Here is a 17,822-nt window from a genome sequence, read left to right on the forward strand (position 1 = left end):
CATGGGGGAGTGCCCTGCCACCCGCTGTGACGGGAGCTGCCGAAGCTTCCCGTGCACGCGATCGGCAGGGCACTTCCACGCGTGCGCGGCAGGCGTGAAACCGGGTGGCCCCTGTGAACCCGCTGAGTAGGGTGGGGCGATGTCCGAGCTGAAGCGGTTGCATGTCAGCCACGCCCCCGCGGTCCTGGCCTTCGAGTCGGCGAACCGCGCCTACTTCGCGGCAGCGGTCCCCGACCGCGGCGACGACTTCTTCGCCCGGTTCACCGACAGGTACCACGCCTTGCTGGCCGAACAAGAGGCGGGAGTCTGCGCCTTCCACGTGCTCGTCGACGAGGACGGCTCGGTGATCGGCAGGTTCAACCTGGTCGACATCGAGGACCACACCGCGGAGCTCGGCTACCGGGTCGCGCGGCACGCCGCCGGCCGCGGCGTGGCGACCGCGACCGTGCGCGAAGTGTGCCGCCTCGCGGCGGCCGACCACGGGCTGCGCACCGTACGGGCGGCGACGACGCATCAGAACACCGCCTCCCGGAAGGTGCTGACCCGAGCCGGTTTCGTCCCCGTCGGCCCCGCCGACCCGGCCCACATCGGCGGTCAGCCGGGCACCTGGTTCGCGCGCGACCTGAGCGCTCCGGCCCCGACGCCGCTTCCCGGGTCCGTCAGAAGCCGCTGAGGTAGCCGTACAGCTGCGGGACATGACGACGACGGGGCCGACCGTGGAGACCCAGGGCGCGCGGACCGACCGGCTGGGGCTGGGTCCCCCCGGGCTCGGGCGGAAGGTAACGGCTTGTCCCGCGGGGCACTGCCGGCGGTCAGGGGCGCGCCGCCAGTGCCGTCCGGATCTCGCCCACGAAGGGCTCCAGGTCGCCCGGGTTGCGCGAGGTGATCAGTGTCCAGGCGCCGGAACCGTCCGTCACCACCGGCTCGTCCACCCATTCGCCGCCCGCGTTGCGGATGTCGGTCCGCAGCGAGGCGTATGAGGTCAGCCGCTTGCCCGTGACGACGTCCGCCTCGACCAAGGCCCAGGGGCCGTGGCAGATGGCCGCCACCGGGCGGCCGGATTCCGTGAAGGAGCGGACGATCCCTGTGGTGGCGCTCTGGAGCCGGAGCGTGTCGGCGTTCAGAGTGCCGCCCGGGATGAGCAGCAGGTCGTACGCCGTGGGGTCGACGTCGTCGAGCGTGAGGTCGGGACGGACGCTCTTCCCCGGGTCCTTGTCGCCGACCAGCGTGACGATGTCGTCCGTCGACACGGCCGCGACGTCGACCTGGACGCCCGCACCGCGGAGTCGGTCGACGGGCACCACCAGCTCGTCCTGTTCCACGCCGTAGTTGGTGACCACGGCCAGTACCTTGCGCTGCTTCTTGCCGTTGTCGGTCATCGCTTGTCACCCTTCCTGCGCGCGGTCCACCTGGTTGTGGCCCGCGATCGTGAGGTTCCCTGATCGGGCCGCCGGAGCATGTGCCCCGGGGGCCGGCGGCGCATGCCCGCGGCTCAGGCCCCGTCGTCCTCCTGGACGTGGACCGCCGCCTCCTCGGCGGAGGCCGCACCCCCGTCGATGCCGACGTCCCGGCCCAGCACCCGGTTGTTGCGCGCGGGCCCGGGTTCCTCGTCGGCGGCGGCGACGCGTCCGGCGCGCTCGGCCCCGGCGTCGTCCTCCTCCGGGCCGTTGCCCTCCGGCCCGTCGTCGTCCTCGCCGACCGGCAGCGGGTCCTCCTCCGGTACCTCCTGGGCCAGGCGGCGGTCGAGGGACTCGCCCTCCCTCTGCTCCTCGCCGGTCGTGCCGTACTTCGACACGCCCAGGGGCTTCTCCGGCGGGGAGTACCCCGTGTCCAGGATGTCGTCGAGGTCGGGTTCGTCGATCACGTTCTCCGGGTCGAGGTCGTCCGTCGGACGGTTGTCCGCGTCCGAACCGTCCGGCTGGTAGACGTCGTCACCGCGTCCTTGCTCGGACATGGGGGCGCTCCTTCCCTTGAGGTCTGCCGTACCCCGCCGCCGACCGTACGGGGGCCGTGCGGCGTCGCCGCTCTCCTGCCCGCCCGCGCGCATGTCAGTGATACGGATTTCCGGGTGGCCGCCTGGCCTCCCGGGTGTGCGGTCCGGCTGCCGGGCGCAGCGGAACCCCTGGTCAGACCCGTCGCGGTCGTATCCCGTCGGCCCCGGCAGCTTATGACCGATCCCCGGCCGGTGCGACCGGGGCGGGCCGCGGGCCCGGGACGCGGTGACCATGCGCGTATGCGTGCCCGCATCCCGCACGGGAACACTTGTTCTAATTGCCGGGTAGGCTTGACCCATGTCCGTTCATCTCCAGGGTTCGCTGTTCGACCAGGCCGACCGCCCGCACCTGGGCCCCCTCACCGGAGCACGCAGGACGGTCCTGGGTGACGGGGCGTGGATCGACCTGCTGCCCGGCTGGCTGAGCGGTGCCGACGCGCTCTTCGCCGAGCTCGCGGAGGAAGTGCCCTGGCGGGCCGAGCGCCGGCAGATGTACGACCGCACCGTCGACGTGCCCCGGCTGCTCGCCTTCTACCGCTCCGAGGACGCACTCCCGGACCCCGTGCTGGACGAGGCCCGCGACGCGCTGTCCTCCCACTACGGTGACGAGCTGGGCGAGCCCTTCACCACGGCCGGGCTCTGCTACTACCGGGACGGGCGCGACAGCGTCGCCTGGCACGGCGACCTGACCGGACGCGGCTCCCACCAGGACACGATGGTCGCGATCCTCTCCCTCGGCGCCCCGCGCGATCTGCTCCTGCGCCCCTGCCGCGGCGGCGACACCGCGCGCCGGCCGCTCGGCCACGGCGACCTCATCGTCATGGGCGGCTCCTGCCAGCGCACCTGGCAGCACGCCGTCCCGAAGACCGCGCAGGCCCGCGGGCCGAGGATCAGCGTCCAGTACCGCCCTCGTGGAGTGCGCTGACGCACCGGTGGAGGACCGGGCGGCTGCCCGGGAGAATGCTCCTGCATGCCGGCCGCCGAGGGAGGGCAGGCGCTTCGGTGTACAGGAGCACTCCCGACGGAAGGGCCATCCACATGCCGCAGGCGCAGCGCAAGAACATCTTCGTCGTCGGCCTCGACGACGCGAATCTGCCGATGCTCGAGGCCGTCCCGAACGCCGGCTCCTACCGGTTCCACCGTCTGCTGACCGTCGGGGAGCTGCAGGAGGGCGAGGTGTCGGTGCCCGCACTGATGGACCGTGCCAGGGCTGTGCTCGACGCGCACGACGGCAGCATCGACGCCATCGTCGGATACTGGGACTTCCCGGTGAGCACTCTCGTCCCGATGCTCGGCAAGGAGTACGGCGTGCGGACGACGAGCCTCGAGTCCGTCGTCAAGTGCGAGCACAAGTACTGGAGCCGGCTCGAACAGCAGAAGGTCATCGACGCGTATCCGCGTTTCGGCCGGGTGGACCTCGAAGCGGACGACCCGAAGCCCCCCGAGGGCGTGAACTTCCCCATGTGGCTGAAGCCGGCCCTCGCCTACTCGTCCGAGCTGGCGTACGGGGTCTCTGACATGGAGGAGTTCCGGGCGGCCGTCGACAAGATCCGGGCGGGCATAGGCCGGGTCGGCAGGCCCTTCGACTCCGTACTCGCCCTGCTGGACCTCCCCCCGGAGATGGAGGGCGTGGGAGGCCAGGTCTGCCTCGCCGAGGAGTCGATGACCGGGATCCAGGTCGCCGTCGAGGGCTACGTCCACCGGGGCAGGGCGACCGTGTACGGCGTACTCGACTCGATCAACTATCCGGCCTCCCCCTGCTTCCTTCGCCACCAGTACCCGAGCAGCCTCCCCGCCCCGGTGATCCGCAAGCTCCACGAGGTCAGCGAGCGGACCATGGAGCAGATCGGCATGGAGTCGGCCACCTTCAGCATCGAGTACTTCTACGACCCGAAGACGCAGGACATCAGCCTGCTGGAGATCAACCCCCGGCACTCGCAGTCCCACGCCGAACTCTTCGACTACGTCGACGGCGCGCCCAACCACCACCGCATGATCAGCCTGGCCCTGGGCCGGGACCCCTCGCTGCCCGGCGGTCTGGGGCCCTACGCCATGGCCGCCAAGTGGTACTACCGCTGGTTCGGCGACGGAAAGGTGCACGAGGTGCCCACCCCGGAACGCATCGCCGCCATCGAACGCGAGATACCCGGAGTGCGCATCGACGTCGTGCCCGACGAGGGGCAGAAGCTCTCCACGGTCTCCCAGCAGGACAGCTACAGCTACGAGGTGGCCCACATCTTCACCGGGGGCGACGACGAGGAGGACCTGCGCGGCAAGTTCGACCGGTGCGTGGCCGCCCTCGGCCTCACCTTCGACGAGACGGAACCGGGGAGCCGCGGCACGAAGACCCGGTGACCCGTCCGGTCCAGCACGACGAAAGGAGGTCGCACAGGTATGCGCCACGTCGACCAGCTGCCCTTCGCGATCCAGGAAGAGAAGCACGTCACGATCCCCATGGCGGACGGAGTCGGGCTCTCCGCGCGGATCTGGCGTCCCACCGCGTCGGACGCGGAACCCGTGCCGGCCGTCCTCGAGTACATCCCGTACCGCAAGAACGACCTCACCTCCACACGTGACGCCATCCACCACCCGTACATCGCCGGCCACGGATACGCGTGCGTGCGTGTCGACCTCCGGGGGACGGGTGAGTCGGAGGGGGTGCTGCTGGACGAGTACCTGGAGCAGGAGCAGAGCGACGCCGAGTCGGTCCTCGCGTGGATCGCCGAGCAGCCCTGGTGCGACGGGAACACCGGGATGATGGGCATCTCCTGGGGCGCCTTCGCCGCCCTCCAGACGGCCGCACGCAGGCCGCCGAGCCTGCGCGCCATCTGCATCGCGTCGTTCACCGACGACCGGTACGCCGACGACATGCACTACCTCGGCGGCGCGATGCTGTCCGACAACCTGGCCGAGGCCGGGACCATGTTCGCCTACGCCACGTGCCCGCCCGACCCCGCCGTCGTGGGGGAGCGCTGGCGGGAGATGTGGCGGGAGCGGCTCGACGCCGCACGCCCCTGGGTCCTGGAGTGGCTGCGCCACCCGAACCGGGACGACTACTGGCGCCACGCCAGCCTGAGCGAGGACTACTCGGCCCTGCGCTGCCCGGTGCTCGCCTCCAGCGGCTGGGCGGACGGCTACTCCAACGCCGTGACCCGCCTGCTGAGCCACGTCGACGTACCGCGCAAGGGCCTGATCGGCCCCTGGTCGCACAAACTTCCGCACCTCGGTGAGCCGGGACCCGCCATCGGCTACCTCCAGGAGGTCGTGCGCTGGTGGGACCACTGGCTCAAGGGCGTCGACAACGGCGTCATGGACGGCCCCATGCTCCAGGCCTGGATGCAGGAGAGCGTCCCGCCCTCGACCTCCTACGAGGAACGCCCCGGCCGGTGGGTCGGTGAGCCGTCCTGGCCGTCGCCGAACGTCGGCGAGACCGTCCTCCCGCTGCGGGACGGCGGACTCGGGCAGCCGGACGACCGGGAGAACCACGAGGACCGCGTCCACACGGTGCAGTCACCGCTGTCCGTCGGCCAGTTCGCCGGCAAGTGGGCCTCGTACAACGCCCCGCCCGACCTGCCCTACGACCAGCGCGAGGAGGACGGCGGCTCGCTCGTCTTCCAGACCGCGCCGCTCGACGCACGCGTCGAGATCCTCGGCGCCCCCGTCGTCGTGGCGGAGGTGTCCGCGGACGCCCCGGTCGCACAGCTGAACGTCCGGCTGTCCGACGTCGCCCCGGACGGACGTTCCACCCGGGTGACGTACGGCGTGCTCAACCTGACCCACCGCGACAGCGAGGAGTTCTCCGAGCCCCTGGAGCCGGGCAGGCGCTACCGCGTCCGCGTACCGCTGCACAGCGTCGCGCAGGCCTTCCCGCCCGGCCACCGCATCCGGCTTTCGCTGTCCACCTCGTACTGGCCGCTCGTGTGGCCGGCGCCCGGACCCGCCCTCCTGAGCGTGTACGAGAAGGGCAGCAGCCTCACTCTGCCCGTCCGCCCCGACGACGTACCGGAGGACAAGGCCCTGCGCCCCTTCGGGGAGCCCGAGGGCTGCGCGCCCCCCGAGGTCACCCGGCTGAGCGAGCCGGAGCAGGCGTGGACCGTGACCAGGGACCTGGTGGACTACCGGTCCGTGCTGGACATCGTGAAGGACCGCGGACTCCAGCGGTACGAGGACAACGGGATCGAGACCGGGCTGAGAGCCTGCGAGAAGTACAGCTGGGTCGGCGAGGACTTCGGGTCGGTGCGCGGTGAGTCGGCCTGGGAGATGCGCTTCCGCCGGGCCGGCTGGGACGTCCGGGTCGAGACACGCACCGTGCTGACCTCGGACGCCGAGGCCTTCCACGTGGACGCCACGCTCGACGGTTACGAGGACGGCCGCCGGGTCTTCTCCCGTACGTGGAACGAACGGATCAGCAGGCAGAACGTCTGACCCACCCACCGCGCGGACCGGCTGCCACGCCCACAGGACGCTGCCGAAGGAGTGACGGCCAGGCGCCCGGCGTGGCACGCGGGTCCGGCGGCGGGAGGTATACGCATGCCCCCCGCGGCTCGGCGCGTCAACCCACCCCCACGTCGGTCCGGCGACGAGCTACATGTCAGGAGACGAGAAGTGACGACGAAACCAGGACAGCAGCCCATCCCGGGCGCCCCCAACAGCATCCCCGCGTCGAAGGAGGAACCGACCGGACCCCGCGAGCCGCTGCCGCCCAAGGACGACCAGAACGGCCCCGAGACCGTCAGCCCCACAGGCCAGCCCACGGGTGCCGATCAGGCGCGGAACGCGCAGAGCGGCGCCTACCTGACGACGGCGCAGGGAGCGCGGCTGTACGACACCGACCACTCCCTGAAGGCGGGCCCGCGTGGCCCGGTCCTGCTCCAGGACCACCACCTGCGCGAGAAGATCACCCACTTCGACCACGAGCGCATCCCGGAGCGTGTGGTGCACGCGCGCGGCGCAGCGGCCCACGGCATGTTCCGCGGGTACGGGTCCGCGTCGAAGATCTCCAAGGCGGCCTTCCTTGCCAAGGACGTGGAGACGCCGGTCTTCGTCCGGTTCTCCACCGTGCTCGGCTCCCGCGGATCGGCCGACACCGTGCGCGACACCCGCGGCTTCGCCACCAAGTTCTACACGGAGGAAGGCGTCTTCGACCTGGTCGGGAACAACATCCCGGTCTTCTTCATCCAGGACGCCATCAAGTTCCCCGACATCATCCACGCCGGGAAGCCGCACCCGGACCGGGAGATCCCGCAGGCGCAGAGTGCCCACGACACGTTCTGGGACTTCGTCACCCTGCACTCCGAGGCCACGCACCACACGCTGTGGAACATGTCCGACCGCGGAATCCCGCGCTCGTACCGCACGATGGAGGGCTTCGGCGTCCACACCTTCCGGCTCGTCGACGCCGAAGGTGCCTCCACCCTGGTGAAGTTCCACTGGAAGCCCAAGCTGGGTGTCCACTCCCAGGTCTGGGAGGAGGCCCAGATCACGAGCGGTGTGGACCCGGACTTCCACCGCAGGGACCTCGCCGACGCCATCGAGGCCGGTGCCTACCCCCAGTGGGAGCTGGGCATCCAGACCTTCCCGGACAACCCCGAGCAGATGTTCCAGGGGATCGATCTGCTGGACCCGACGAAGATCGTGCCGGAGGAGCTCGCACCGGTACAGCCGATCGGCCTGATGACGCTCGACGCCAACCCGTCGAACTTCTTCGCCGAGACGGAACAGGTCGCCTTCCACGTCGGCAACATGGTGCCGGGCATCGACCTCACCAACGACCCGCTGCTCCAGGGCCGCCTGTTCAGCTACGTCGACACCCAGCTCACCCGGCTCGGCGGCCCCAACTTCCCGCAGCTGCCCATCAACCGGACCCACGCCCCGGTCAACGACATGCTGCGCGACGGCATGCACCAGACGGCGGTCCACCGGGGCGTCGCGCCGTACCGGCCCAACTCCCTGGACGGCGGCTGCCCGTTCCTGGCGGGTGCCGACACCGGGGCCTTCGTCGAGGTGCCGGCCGAGGTCGCCGCGAGCCGGAAGGTGCGCGAGGCCCCCGAGTCGTTCGACGACCACTTCAGCCAGCCTCGCCTCTTCTGGCTCAGCATGACTCCGGTGGAGCGTGAGCACATCATCGCCGCCTACACCTTCGAGCTGGGCAAGTGCTACGAGCAGGCGGTCAAGGAGCGCGGGCTGAAGGTGCTCGCCCGGATCGACAGTGAGCTGTGCGAGCAGGTCGCCGCCGGCCTGGGACTCCCGGCGCCGGAGGCCGACGGCCCTCTCGCGAACCCGGAGCCCAGCCCGGCGCTGTCGCAGGTCGGGCAGGTCTGGCCGCTCGACGGCCGGATCATCGGCATCGTCGCCGACAAGGACGCCGACCTCGACGGTGTCCGGTCGGTACGCGCCGCCGTCCAGGCCGCCGGCATGGTGCCGCTGGTCATCGCGCCCGCCGGGGGAGTCCTCGACGCGGACGGCGACCCGGTCACCGTCCAGCGCACCTACGCCACCGCCCGTTCCGTCGAGTTCGACGCCGTCCTGCTCGCCGGTGCCCCCGGAGCGGGAGCCGACGCGATCGGCGCGCGGGACGCGAAGGCGGGCGCGGCCGGTACCTCCGTCGATCCCCGGGTGCTCCTGCTGCTGAACGAGACGTACCGGCATGCCAAGGCGATCGGGACATGGGCGGGCGGAGACGCGGTCCTCGTCTCCGCGGGCGTGACCGCGGACGCGCCTGGTGTGGTCGTCGCCGGCACCGGCGAGGAGGTGCTGGAGGAGGTCAAGCAGCTCCTCGGCAAGCACCGTGTCTGGGAACGTTTCCCCTCCACGGTCTGACACCACAGCGCGGACACCGGCCGGAGGCGGCGCCCGGGGACGGGTGCCGCCTCCGGTGCGTCCTGGGGTCACGGACCCCAGGAGGTAAGGTGACCCTTAGTTCCTGCCCCGCCTGCTTCGGAGTTCCCCTCGTGATCACCTCAGTGCCGCCGCAAGACACCCCGCGCCGGCCGCCGCGGGCCGTGCGCCCGGACGAGGTGCCACGGCTCCGGGAGCCGGCGTTCCGGCTGCCGGCACCGGGGGAGACCGAGGAATTCTGGGCAGCCGTCAGCGGCAGCGGCACCCCCCTCGTCTCTCCGGACCCGCAGGGCAGCGCCGAGCACCGGGCCGTGACGTTCCTCTGGCGCGGCACGGCCGGCACCCGGGCCGTACAGGTGCTTCCCAACAAACTCGGCGACCCCCGCACGCCCGAGGACAACCTCATGCAGCGGGTGCCCGGAACCGACGTCTGGCACTGGTCGCTGCGCCTGCGGCACGACTGGCGGGGCACCTACGACTTCTACGTGGACGAGGGCGACGGCCCGGAGCCCGGCAGCGCCGACTACTGGCAGTGGCTGCGTACCAGGCGTCGGCACGACCCGCTCAACGCCCGCGCGCTGCCCCGCCGCTGGGGCGGCGGACCGGTCTCCTACACCGAGCTCCCGGCGGCCCCCGGCGGGCAGGACTGGCAGCCGAGGCCGGGCGTGGCCCGTGGCCGGGTGACCGCCCATCAGGTGGCCACCGAGAAGCTGGGGGGCGCCACGCGCCGCGTCTGGCTCTACGAACCGCCCCTGGGGCCGGGGCACCCGTCCGAGCTCCCTGTCCTCGTCCTCCTCGACGGCGAGCACTGGCAGCCGCAGCTCGGGGTCGCGCACCTGCTGGACAACCTGATCGCCGACGGCCGGATCCCGCCGCTCGTCGCCCTGTTGCCGGATTCCGTGGACATCGGTACCAGGTGGGCGGACCTGGCCTGCCGCCCGGAGTTCGCGGCCTTCCTCGCCGACGAACTGCTCCCCTGGGCGGCCGCCCGTCTCCCGGTCACCGACGACCCCGCTCGCACGATCGTCGCCGGGCAGAGCCTGGGCGGCCTCACGGCCGCTCACGCCGCGCTCTCCGTGCCCCGCCGCTTCGGCAACGTCCTCGCCCAGTCCGGCTCGTTCTGGTGGCCCGACGGACCCCGGGCCGAGTGGCTCACCGACCGGATCGCGCGCGCCCCCCGCCTGCCTGTCCGTTTCTGGCTCTCGTTCGGTGAACAGGAGTGGGTGGCGCTGCCGGCCGCCAGGCGCCTGCGTGAGGTCCTGGCGGCGGCGGGGTACGACGACGCCTCCTACCGCGAGTTCAACGGTGGCCACGACTACCTGTGCTGGCGTACGGAGCTGGCCGACGGCCTCGTGGAGCTGCTGGGCCCTGCCGCTTCCTGAACTCGTCCTCCGGTCGATGAGTTCGGACGGCGACAGGAGTCCGATGGATGACACCCGATCCCTGGAGGCGGCCCCATGGCTGAACCACACGTTCCGGAAGACCGCGAATCTCTGGAAAGAGCGATCCACGTCGAACGGTCCGCGCTCGCTCACGACCTCACCGGGCTCAGTGAGGCCCAGTGGGCGACAGTGTCACTGTGTGAACGCTGGACCGTGGAGGAGGTCGTGGCCCATCTGACGGCCGGGGCCGGTACGAGGATGTGGCGCTGGCTGCTGAGCATGCTGGCCGCTCGGTTCGACCCCGCTCTGCACAACGACCGACGACTCGCGGAGCGCCTGGGGGCCACACCTGAGGAGACCTTGCGGCGTTTTCGCGAGGTTGTCGCCGGTCCAGCCGGTCCGTCACGGCATACTGCGGCCTGGCTGGGCGAAATCGTCGTCCACGGCGAGGACATCCGTCGGCCGCTGGGCCTTGCACGGACACCCCCGGTGGCCACGACGACCGCCGTGGCCCGGTTCTTCGCGAGCCGCGACTTCACCGTCGCGAGCAGCACCGCGGTCGCGGGTCTGCGGGTCGAGGCCACGGACGGACCGTTCGCCACCGGCACGGGGGACCTGCTCAGGGGGCCGACCCTCTCGCTGGTGATGGCGATGGCGGGCCGCGCGGCGGCCTGCCAGGACCTCGATGGGGACGGTGCGGAAGTCCTGCGCGCCCGACTGCGCTCAGGCTGAAGGACAGGCTTCAGCCGGCCGAAGCGTTCTGTGCCGCCTCGCGTGCTTCTGTCAGGGCTCGCTGCCTGAGGCCGCCGCCGAACAACTGAATCGTGGTCGCGGCCAGGACGTCATCCCGGCCGATGGTCCGCCCGGCCTTCCTTCGGCTGTACGGGGAGGGGAGGGGATCGTCGAGGGGTGGGGGCGGGGCCGGTACGCCCGGTATCAGCAGGGTGACCGAACCGAAACGCTTGATCCCGCCCTCGCGGACGACCATGGCCGCGTCCCGGGCGAGGTCCGTCAGGAACACGCTCGCGATTCCGTCCAGGTCGCGGACCAGCGCCGGGACGGCCGTCGCCCCCTGGCTCCGCAGCAGCTTCCTGACCCCGGCCTCGAACCTGTGGGCGCCGGCCACGGCACTCGGTCTGCGCGACCTGCTGCGCTTGCGAGAAGGTACGAGGACGCCCTCGGCGTCGTAGAGGTCACCGGTCAGGCCGTGGAACGTCGGGCTGTGGTCGTACCACGCGCACCCCACCTCCAGCTCGACGTTCCGGTCGATCGCCGAGACGAGGTCCCCGGGAACCAGCTTCTTCCGGGCCTCCTCCGCCGCCGCTCTCGTCGCGCCTTCGATGATCGCCGTCAGCACGGTCCGCGTCACCGACGCGGCGGCCCGGGCGGCCGGCCGGGAGACGTCCATCGTGGTCACGTCCCTGAACACCGCTCTGACGAGAGCAGGCTTGAACGGCGGGAGGTCCACGTCCGAGGCGGTCCCGGGACCACCGCGCCCAGGGCGTACGGGCTGTGCGGTCATCGGAGGAAACGCTCCTTGCTGTCGTCGGAGGGGTCACAGGCCCGCACTGCGTCGCGCGGACCCGCGATCTTCCCCCATTCTCCGTCGAAGCGGCACCCCGTCATACGCCTGGCGGGCCTGGGTGCCGTCCCGCGTCATCACTCGCCGAGTGCCTCGGTCATCGTGTCGAGGTCGGCCAGGAGGGCCGGCAGCCGCCCCTCGGGAAGGCTCCTGATCATGCGTTCCTCGATCGCGTAGACCGCGCCGCGTGCGGCCCGCAGGCGTCGTTCCCCGGCCGGGGTCAGATGGGTCGGGAGGGCGCGTCCGTGGTCGGTGGTGAGCGGCCGGGTGATGAGGCCGGCCTCCTTGAGGCCACGCAGGACGACGTTGGCCGACTGCCGGGTGACGAAGGTGCCGCGGGCCAGGTCGGCGTTGGACAGGCCGGGCCGTTCGTCGAGGAGTTCGAGGCAGGAGTACTGCGGGACGGTGAGGCCGTGCTCGCGCAGGGCCTTGTCCATGGCGCCGCGCAGGGCGGCCGAGGCGCGTTTGAGGCGGTAGCCGACGTGTTCGGTGATGTCCTGGGCCGGGTGGGGGGCGGGCACGGGCGCGCGGTCTTCCATGTCAATATTTTGACATACCTGGGGGCCGATGCCTATGGTCTGCTATGTCAAAACCCTGACATGGAAGTGCCGCACCGCCCAGGAGGAACCATGACCGCCACCGTCGAAGGCCCCGACTTCATCGCTCTGCAGGTGAAGGACGTGCCGGGCGCCGCCGCCTTCTTCGAGGAGCGGCTCGGGCTGCGCCGGGCCCCCGCCGCGCCGCCCGGTGCGGTCGTCTTCGCGACCACCCCGATCCCGTTCGCCGTCCGTGAGCCGCTGCCGGACGTCGACCTGGACGGCGCCGCCCGACCCGGTCTCGGCGTGGCGCTGTGGCTGCGGACCACGGACGCCGGCATGCTGCGCGAGCAGCTCGTCGCGGCGGGTACGGAGGATGTCACCCCGCTGCAGGACAGCCCGTTCGGGCCGGTGTTCTCCTTCACCGGGCCCGAGGGCTACCGGCTCACGGTCCACGGAGGCTGACTTCGAAGGACGCGTCCTGGCACCTCAGGACCGGCCCGGCTCCAGCGCGACGGCGCACGCCGCGTGCGGAGCCGGGCCGAACCGGACGGACCATCCCGCCGGCACCTCGCGCCAGACCGGCCACAGGGACAGCTGACCTGCGGCGTTCTCCAGCACCAGGTGCGTGGCGCGGTCCTCCGGGCCCGGGTCGAACGGGCCGTTCCTCGCGCTCATGCGTCCAGCTCCGTCAGGCGGGCGGACAGGACGGCCGCGATGTCGTCGAGAAACCTGTCCCGCATCAACTGCGGGTGGGTGCAGTCCAGATCATGGTTGTCTATGGACCCGGCCACATGGGCGCGCCACGCCTCGCGGGTGAGCCAGTCCTCCGCGCGGGGCGCGGCGGCCGTGAAGAACAGCAGATCGCCGTCGTAGCCCCGGTGCCGGTGCTCGCGCATCATGCGGGCGTGGTTCGGCACGATGTCGACGATCCTCGACAGCGCGCGGTCACCGATCCCGGCGAGCGGGCTGCCCGCCCGGCGCAGCGTCGCCAGCACGTCCTCACGGTCCTGCTCGTGCGTACGCTCGAAGCCCGCCATCCGCAGCACCGCGGTCAGCGCGTCACCCTCCTCGGGCGCCGCCCGTTCCTGCCACTGCTCGGCAGGGAACGAGTCCAGCAGCGCGAGCAGCTCGACCTTCTCGCCCGCCTCCTGGAGCAGCACGGCCACGGTGTGGGCCAGAACCCCGCCGACGGACCAGCCCAGCAGCCGGTAGGGGCCGTGCTCCTGGACCGCGCGGATGTGCCGGAGGTAGTCGGACGCCTCCTCCAGCAGGGTGCGCGGCAGCGGCTCGTCCCCGGTCAGCCCGCGGGCCTGGATGCCGTACACCGGCTGCTCAGGACCGAGGCGGGCCGCCAGCCCGGCGTAGCACCACGCGATCCCGCCGGCCGGATGGAACGCGAACAGCGGTGTACGCCCGTCCCCGCCGCGCAGCCGCAGGACGACGTCCAGCGCGTCCTCGGACGCCCTGTCCGTGGAGCCGAGCCGTGCGGCGAGCGCGGCCGGGGTGGGCGACTCGAACAGCGAGCCGATGGTCAGCTCCGCGCCCAGCTCCTCCCGTACGCGCGCCACGAGCCGCACGGCCAGCAGCGACGTGCCGCCGAGGTCGAAGAACGCGTCGTCCGGGCCCACCCGGCCGACGTCCAGCACCTGCGCGAACAGTCGCGTCAGCGCCTCCTCCCGCGCGTCCGACGGGCGCCGCGCACCCGCGCCGCCGCTGAACACCGGGGCGGGCAGGGCACGCCGGTCCAGCTTGCCGTTGGGGCTCAGCGGGAAGGCGTCCAGGGCCACCACCGCCGCCGGCACCATGTGCTCCGGAAGCTCGCGCGCCAGCGATGCCCGTACGGCCACCGGATCGGCGCGTCCGGTGAGGTAGCCGACCAGCCGCTGTTCGCCCGGCCGGTCCTCCCGTACGACGGCGCAGGCGGCGTCCACCCCTTCCCGGGCCGTCAGTGCCGTCTCGATCTCGCCGAGCTCGACGCGCTGCCCGCGGAGCTTGACCTGGTCGTCGGTGCGGCCCAGGTGGAAGACCTCGCCCTGGCCCGTCCAGTGCGCCAGGTCGCCCGTGCGGTACATGCGCTCCGCGGGCCGGCCGAAGGGATCGGCGACGAAGCGGGACGCCGTCAGCTCCGGGCGGTCCAGGTATCCGTCGGCGAGCTGACGCCCCGCCAGGTAGAGCTCCCCGGGGACCCCCGGCGGGCACGGCTGCAACGCCGCGTCGAGCACGTACAGGCGGGTGTTCCAGACGGGCCGGCCGATCGGCACCGGCCCGGTGGTGTCAGCGGCGCACGCGTGGGAGGTGACGTCCACGGCCGCCTCGGTGGGCCCGTAGAGATTGTGCAGTTCGATGCCGGGCATCACGCGCCCGAACACGTCGGCGGTCTCGCGGGGCAGGGCCTCACCGCTGCAGAACACCCTCCGGAGGCTCGCGCAGGTGTCGGCGTCCGCTCCCGGCTCCGCGAGGAAGACCTGGAGCATCGACGGCACGAAGTGGCAGGTGGTGACGGACTGTTCACGGATCAGCCTGGCGAGGTAGGCGGGGTCCTTGTGGCCGCCCGGTTCGGCGACCACCAGCACCGCGCCCTGGCGCAGCGGCCAGAAGAACTCCCACACCGACACGTCGAAGGACGAGGGTGTCTTCTGCAGCACCCGGTCGTCCGCGGTCAGCCCGTAGGTGCTCTGCATCCAGCGCAGCCGGTTGTCGATCGCGCCGTGCGACACGACGACGCCCTTGGGGCGGCCGGTCGAGCCCGAGGTGTAGATGACGTACGCCGGATGCGCGGGGGTGAGGGGCCGCGACGGGTTCACCCAGAGGTACTCCGAGACGTCGAGGCCGTCCAGGACCACCAGCGGCGTCCCGGTGTCCTCGGGGAGCCGCCCCGCCCGGTCCGTCACCGCGCACACCGGCGCCGCGTCCCGCAGCATGTACGCGAGACGCCGCTCCGGATAGTCCGGGTCCAGCGGCAGATACGCGGCCCCCGCCTTCAGCACGGCCAGCAGCGACACCACCAGCTCCACCGAGCGCGGCACCGACACCGCCACCACCGCGCCCGGCCGGGCGCCGAGCGTCCGCAGATGCCGGGCCAGCCGGTTGGCGCGGGTGTTCAGCTCCTCGTAGGTGAGCGAGGTGTCCCCGCACACCAGGGCGGTCGCGTCAGGGGTGCGGGCGGCGCGCGACTCGATCGGGCCGATCAGCGTCGTGGGCGGCAGCGCCCGCTCGGTGTCGTTGAACGTACGGAGGACCAGCTCGGCCTCTGCCTCGGTGGCGATGCCGAGCGCCGCCGTCGGGACATGCGGGTCGGCCCGGCTCAGCCGCTCCACCAGATACAGGAAGCGTTCCTGGTGGGCGGCCAGCTCCTCCTCGCCGTACAGCGCGGGATTGCCGTCGTGGTCGATGCGCAGACCGCGCCCGTCGGAACGGTCGTAGATGTTCACCGTCAGGTCGTCGACCGGCCCCGCGGACAGGTTCCGGGCGCGCGCCGGGGCGCCCGCGAAGTCCACGTCGTAGTCGAAGGGCATGACGTTGACGAGGGGGCCGGCCAGTCCGCGGTTCGCCCCGAGGAGCCGCAGGTCGCGGCGGATGTCCTCGTAGCGGTACCGCTGGTGGCGGCGGACCTCGCGGATGCCGAGCACCACCCGGCGGACCAGCTCGGCGAAGGTGGCGTCGGGGGAGACCTCCAGCCTCAGCGGAAGGACGTTCATGACCATCCCCGGCACCCGCAGCGAGACGGAACCCACGCGCCCCATCATCGGCAGGCCGAGCACGACCTCCTGACGGCCGGTCGCCCGCGAGGTGTAGAGCGCCTGGGCGGCGATCAGGACGTCCGGCCACGAGGCACGGAGCCGGTCGGCCAGGTCCCGCACGCCCTCGGTGGCCTCAGGCCCCAGATGGGCGGTGCGGCGGAGGAACGTCCGCGAGGGCAGCGCACCTCGGCCACCGAGCCGGGGCACCTCCGGACGGTCCGCGAACGCCTCGGCCCAGTGGGCGCGGTCGGCGGCGAACGCCTCCGAGGACCGGTACGCCCCGTCCTCGGCGACCAGGTCCGCGAGTGCCCCGAAGGCATGGGGCCCGGGCCCCTCGCCCCGGACGAGCGCCGTGTAGACCTCGGCCGTCCGGCGTACGAGGAGCGAGTAGCCGAAGCCGTCCATGACCAGGTGGTGGATGCGCTGGTACCAGAGCCAGCGCTCTTCACCCACCCGGAAGAGGGCGTGCCGGAAGAGCGGGCCGGTGGCCAGGTCGAAGGGCTCGGCGAGATCCGCGCGCATCCACTCCTCGGCCCGCCGGCCGGCGTCGGAGGCCTCCCGCAGGTCCTGTGTGGTCAGCGGCAGCCCGACCGAGGGCAGGACGCGCTGACGCGGGCCCTCCGGGGAGTCCTCGACGCACACGCGCAGGGCGTCGGCCTCGGCGGTCACGCGGCGCAGAGCCGCCGCGAACAGCTCCGGGTCGAGCGGACCGTCGATCTCCAGGCACTCCGCCGTGTTCTGCGCGGGGCTGAGCGGATCGAGCGACTGCGCGAACCACATGCCCGACTGGGCGGCGGTGAGCGGCAGTACCACGGACGGGGCGTCCTGGCCCGGCCCGGCGCCGTCGGGATCGGTGAGCAGGACGGTCACGCCGCCTCCAGCAGTGGTGCCCAGACATCGATGGCGGGCTGCTCGGCGAGGTCGGCGAAGTCCGCCACGACACCGTGGTCCCGGCGCCAGCGCCCCAGCAACGACATGATGCGGACCGAGTCCAGGCCGTAGTCCAGGAGGTTCTCGTCGAGGGGGATGTCCGCGGGGTCCTCACCGAGGGCGTCGGCGACATCGTGACGGATCAGTTCAAGGGTGAGCGCCACGGTCTTCAGACCCCCTTGAGCAGCTTGTCGGCCGAGGTGACGACCGCGCAGCGGCCGGCCGCCCAGCGCAGGGCCATGTCGTGGTCCTCGCGGGAGAAGTCCGCCACGGCGTCGGCGACCACGAAGGCCTGGATGTCGCGCATCCACGCGTCGCAGGCGCTCATGAGCACCCCGATGTGCGCGTAGACGCCGGTGATCACCAGCTGGTCGCGGCCGGACTCCCGCAGTAGGGACTCGAGTTCGGTGCGCACGAAGGCGCTGTACTTCCATTTGGTCAGCACGGTGTCGCCGTCCGCCGGCGCGACGGCACCGGGAATCGCCAGCGCCTCGGGGTCGTCGGCGGCACCGGGGCCCCAGAAGTCGAGCTGGAGACCGCGCTCCTTTGCCGTCTGGCCGCCGCGCTGCACCGAGTAGACGACCGGCACACCGAGGCGGCGGTACTCCTCGATGACCCGGGACGTGTTCTCGAGCATGCCGGTGAGCGGCTGCTCCCCGTGCGGGAACGCGCCGAGGAAGTGGTTCTGCAGGTCGTGGACCAGGAGCACGGCCCGCGTGGGGTCGACGGTCCACTCCACGCGGTTGGCGGGCAGTTCGGCTTCGGTCGGCAGGGCGTACGGAGCGATGGCGGGAAGAGCCATGGGGTGGGACCTTTCGG

General features: G+C 72.0%; 16 protein-coding genes. 8 read left to right on the forward strand and 8 right to left on the reverse strand.

Annotated elements, in window-relative coordinates; all coding sequences use genetic code 11:
• Window positions 1–139 precede the first annotated feature (139 nt).
• Window positions 140–673, forward strand: coding sequence for a GNAT family N-acetyltransferase (locus ACZ32T_RS20690; protein WP_467368195.1), 534 nt, complete (start codon window positions 140–142; stop codon window positions 671–673).
• Between the two features lie 139 nt (window positions 674–812).
• On the opposite strand, the gene ACZ32T_RS20695 is transcribed toward ACZ32T_RS20690, so the two are convergent.
• Window positions 813–1,379 carry a DJ-1/PfpI/YhbO family deglycase/protease gene (locus ACZ32T_RS20695; protein ID WP_467368197.1) on the reverse strand — a complete coding sequence of 189 codons (567 nt, stop codon included), beginning with the start codon at window positions 1,377–1,379 and terminating at the stop codon, window positions 813–815.
• A gap of 113 nt (window positions 1,380–1,492) precedes the next feature.
• Window positions 1,493–1,954, reverse strand: a complete 462-nt coding sequence (locus ACZ32T_RS20700; protein WP_467368199.1) for a DUF5709 domain-containing protein — start codon at window positions 1,952–1,954, stop codon at window positions 1,493–1,495.
• 337 nt (window positions 1,955–2,291) lie between these two features.
• On the opposite strand from ACZ32T_RS20700, the gene ACZ32T_RS20705 reads away from it, so the two are divergent.
• The 6 genes from ACZ32T_RS20705 (at window position 2,292) to ACZ32T_RS20730 (ending at window position 10,944) form a co-directional block, all read left to right on the forward strand.
• Window positions 2,292–2,918 (forward strand): alpha-ketoglutarate-dependent dioxygenase AlkB, encoded by a 627-nt coding sequence (locus ACZ32T_RS20705; protein ID WP_467368201.1) that lies wholly within the window; start codon window positions 2,292–2,294, stop codon window positions 2,916–2,918.
• 113 nt (window positions 2,919–3,031) lie between these two features.
• Window positions 3,032–4,348 carry an ATP-grasp domain-containing protein gene (locus ACZ32T_RS20710; protein ID WP_467267046.1) on the forward strand — a complete coding sequence of 439 codons (1,317 nt, stop codon included), beginning with the start codon at window positions 3,032–3,034 and terminating at the stop codon, window positions 4,346–4,348.
• A 39-nt stretch (window positions 4,349–4,387) separates the two neighbouring features.
• The gene (locus tag ACZ32T_RS20715) at window positions 4,388–6,418 is read left to right on the forward strand and encodes a CocE/NonD family hydrolase (protein ID WP_467368203.1); all 2,031 of its coding nucleotides are present in this window, start codon (window positions 4,388–4,390) and stop codon (window positions 6,416–6,418) included.
• A gap of 180 nt (window positions 6,419–6,598) precedes the next feature.
• Entirely contained in the window at window positions 6,599–8,812 is a 2,214-nt protein-coding gene (locus tag ACZ32T_RS20720) for a catalase (protein ID WP_467368205.1), read from the forward strand.
• A 131-nt stretch (window positions 8,813–8,943) separates the two neighbouring features.
• Window positions 8,944–10,212: an enterochelin esterase gene (fes, locus tag ACZ32T_RS20725; RefSeq protein ID WP_467267053.1), complete on the forward strand. Its 1,269-nt coding sequence runs from the start codon at window positions 8,944–8,946 to the stop codon at window positions 10,210–10,212.
• A gap of 75 nt (window positions 10,213–10,287) precedes the next feature.
• The gene (locus tag ACZ32T_RS20730) at window positions 10,288–10,944 is read left to right on the forward strand and encodes a maleylpyruvate isomerase family mycothiol-dependent enzyme (protein WP_467267054.1); all 657 of its coding nucleotides are present in this window, start codon (window positions 10,288–10,290) and stop codon (window positions 10,942–10,944) included.
• Between the two features lie 10 nt (window positions 10,945–10,954).
• Here the strand turns inward: ACZ32T_RS20730 and ACZ32T_RS20735 are convergent, their stop codons facing one another.
• Window positions 10,955–11,734 carry a hypothetical protein gene (locus tag ACZ32T_RS20735; protein ID WP_467368207.1) on the reverse strand — a complete coding sequence of 260 codons (780 nt, stop codon included), beginning with the start codon at window positions 11,732–11,734 and terminating at the stop codon, window positions 10,955–10,957.
• 137 nt (window positions 11,735–11,871) lie between these two features.
• Window positions 11,872–12,333, reverse strand: coding sequence for a MarR family winged helix-turn-helix transcriptional regulator (locus ACZ32T_RS20740; RefSeq protein ID WP_467267058.1), 462 nt, complete (start codon window positions 12,331–12,333; stop codon window positions 11,872–11,874).
• A 90-nt stretch (window positions 12,334–12,423) separates the two neighbouring features.
• Here ACZ32T_RS20740 and ACZ32T_RS20745 point away from each other — a divergent pair, with 90 nt between their 5' ends.
• The gene (locus ACZ32T_RS20745; protein WP_467267060.1) at window positions 12,424–12,795 is read left to right on the forward strand and encodes a VOC family protein; all 372 of its coding nucleotides are present in this window, start codon (window positions 12,424–12,426) and stop codon (window positions 12,793–12,795) included.
• A 24-nt stretch (window positions 12,796–12,819) separates the two neighbouring features.
• Here ACZ32T_RS20745 and ACZ32T_RS20750 read toward each other — a convergent pair whose 3' ends face one another.
• The 4 genes from ACZ32T_RS20750 to ACZ32T_RS20765 are packed head-to-tail and all read right to left on the reverse strand — an operon-like array spanning window position 12,820 to window position 17,805.
• Window positions 12,820–13,008 carry an MbtH family NRPS accessory protein gene (locus ACZ32T_RS20750; RefSeq protein WP_467267062.1) on the reverse strand — a complete coding sequence of 63 codons (189 nt, stop codon included), beginning with the start codon at window positions 13,006–13,008 and terminating at the stop codon, window positions 12,820–12,822.
• On the reverse strand, window positions 13,005–16,943 hold the full coding sequence (locus tag ACZ32T_RS20755) for an amino acid adenylation domain-containing protein (RefSeq protein WP_467368209.1): 3,939 nt from the start codon (window positions 16,941–16,943) through the stop codon (window positions 13,005–13,007). Before ACZ32T_RS20755 ends, ACZ32T_RS20750 begins: the two co-directional genes overlap by 4 nt.
• Entirely contained in the window at window positions 16,940–17,167 is a 228-nt protein-coding gene (locus tag ACZ32T_RS20760) for a phosphopantetheine-binding protein (RefSeq protein WP_393762582.1), read from the reverse strand. The genes ACZ32T_RS20755 and ACZ32T_RS20760 overlap by 4 nt, the downstream gene beginning before the upstream one ends.
• A gap of 5 nt (window positions 17,168–17,172) precedes the next feature.
• On the reverse strand, window positions 17,173–17,805 hold the full coding sequence (locus ACZ32T_RS20765) for an isochorismatase family protein (protein WP_467368211.1): 633 nt from the start codon (window positions 17,803–17,805) through the stop codon (window positions 17,173–17,175).
• Between the last annotated feature and the right edge of the window lie 17 nt (window positions 17,806–17,822).

This window comes from Streptomyces sp. NPDC023573 (genome assembly GCF_055559735.1).

What these genes read in the sequence shown, in the direction of transcription:
- ACZ32T_RS20690 (WP_467368195.1), top strand. Translation starts at nt 140, where the DNA reads ATGTCCGAGCTGAAGCGGTTGCATGTCAGCCACGCCCCCGCGGTCCTG.
- ACZ32T_RS20695 (WP_467368197.1), bottom strand. Translation starts at nt 1,379, where the DNA reads ATGACCGACAACGGCAAGAAGCAGCGCAAGGTACTGGCCGTGGTCACC.
- ACZ32T_RS20700 (WP_467368199.1), bottom strand. Translation starts at nt 1,954, where the DNA reads ATGTCCGAGCAAGGACGCGGTGACGACGTCTACCAGCCGGACGGTTCG.
- ACZ32T_RS20705 (WP_467368201.1), top strand. Translation starts at nt 2,292, where the DNA reads ATGTCCGTTCATCTCCAGGGTTCGCTGTTCGACCAGGCCGACCGCCCG.
- ACZ32T_RS20710 (WP_467267046.1), top strand. Translation starts at nt 3,032, where the DNA reads ATGCCGCAGGCGCAGCGCAAGAACATCTTCGTCGTCGGCCTCGACGAC.
- ACZ32T_RS20715 (WP_467368203.1), top strand. Translation starts at nt 4,388, where the DNA reads ATGCGCCACGTCGACCAGCTGCCCTTCGCGATCCAGGAAGAGAAGCAC.
- ACZ32T_RS20730 (WP_467267054.1), top strand. Translation starts at nt 10,288, where the DNA reads ATGGCTGAACCACACGTTCCGGAAGACCGCGAATCTCTGGAAAGAGCG.
- ACZ32T_RS20735 (WP_467368207.1), bottom strand. Translation starts at nt 11,734, where the DNA reads ATGACCGCACAGCCCGTACGCCCTGGGCGCGGTGGTCCCGGGACCGCC.
- ACZ32T_RS20740 (WP_467267058.1), bottom strand. Translation starts at nt 12,333, where the DNA reads ATGGAAGACCGCGCGCCCGTGCCCGCCCCCCACCCGGCCCAGGACATC.
- ACZ32T_RS20745 (WP_467267060.1), top strand. Translation starts at nt 12,424, where the DNA reads ATGACCGCCACCGTCGAAGGCCCCGACTTCATCGCTCTGCAGGTGAAG.
- ACZ32T_RS20750 (WP_467267062.1), bottom strand. Translation starts at nt 13,008, where the DNA reads ATGAGCGCGAGGAACGGCCCGTTCGACCCGGGCCCGGAGGACCGCGCC.
- ACZ32T_RS20765 (WP_467368211.1), bottom strand. Translation starts at nt 17,805, where the DNA reads ATGGCTCTTCCCGCCATCGCTCCGTACGCCCTGCCGACCGAAGCCGAA.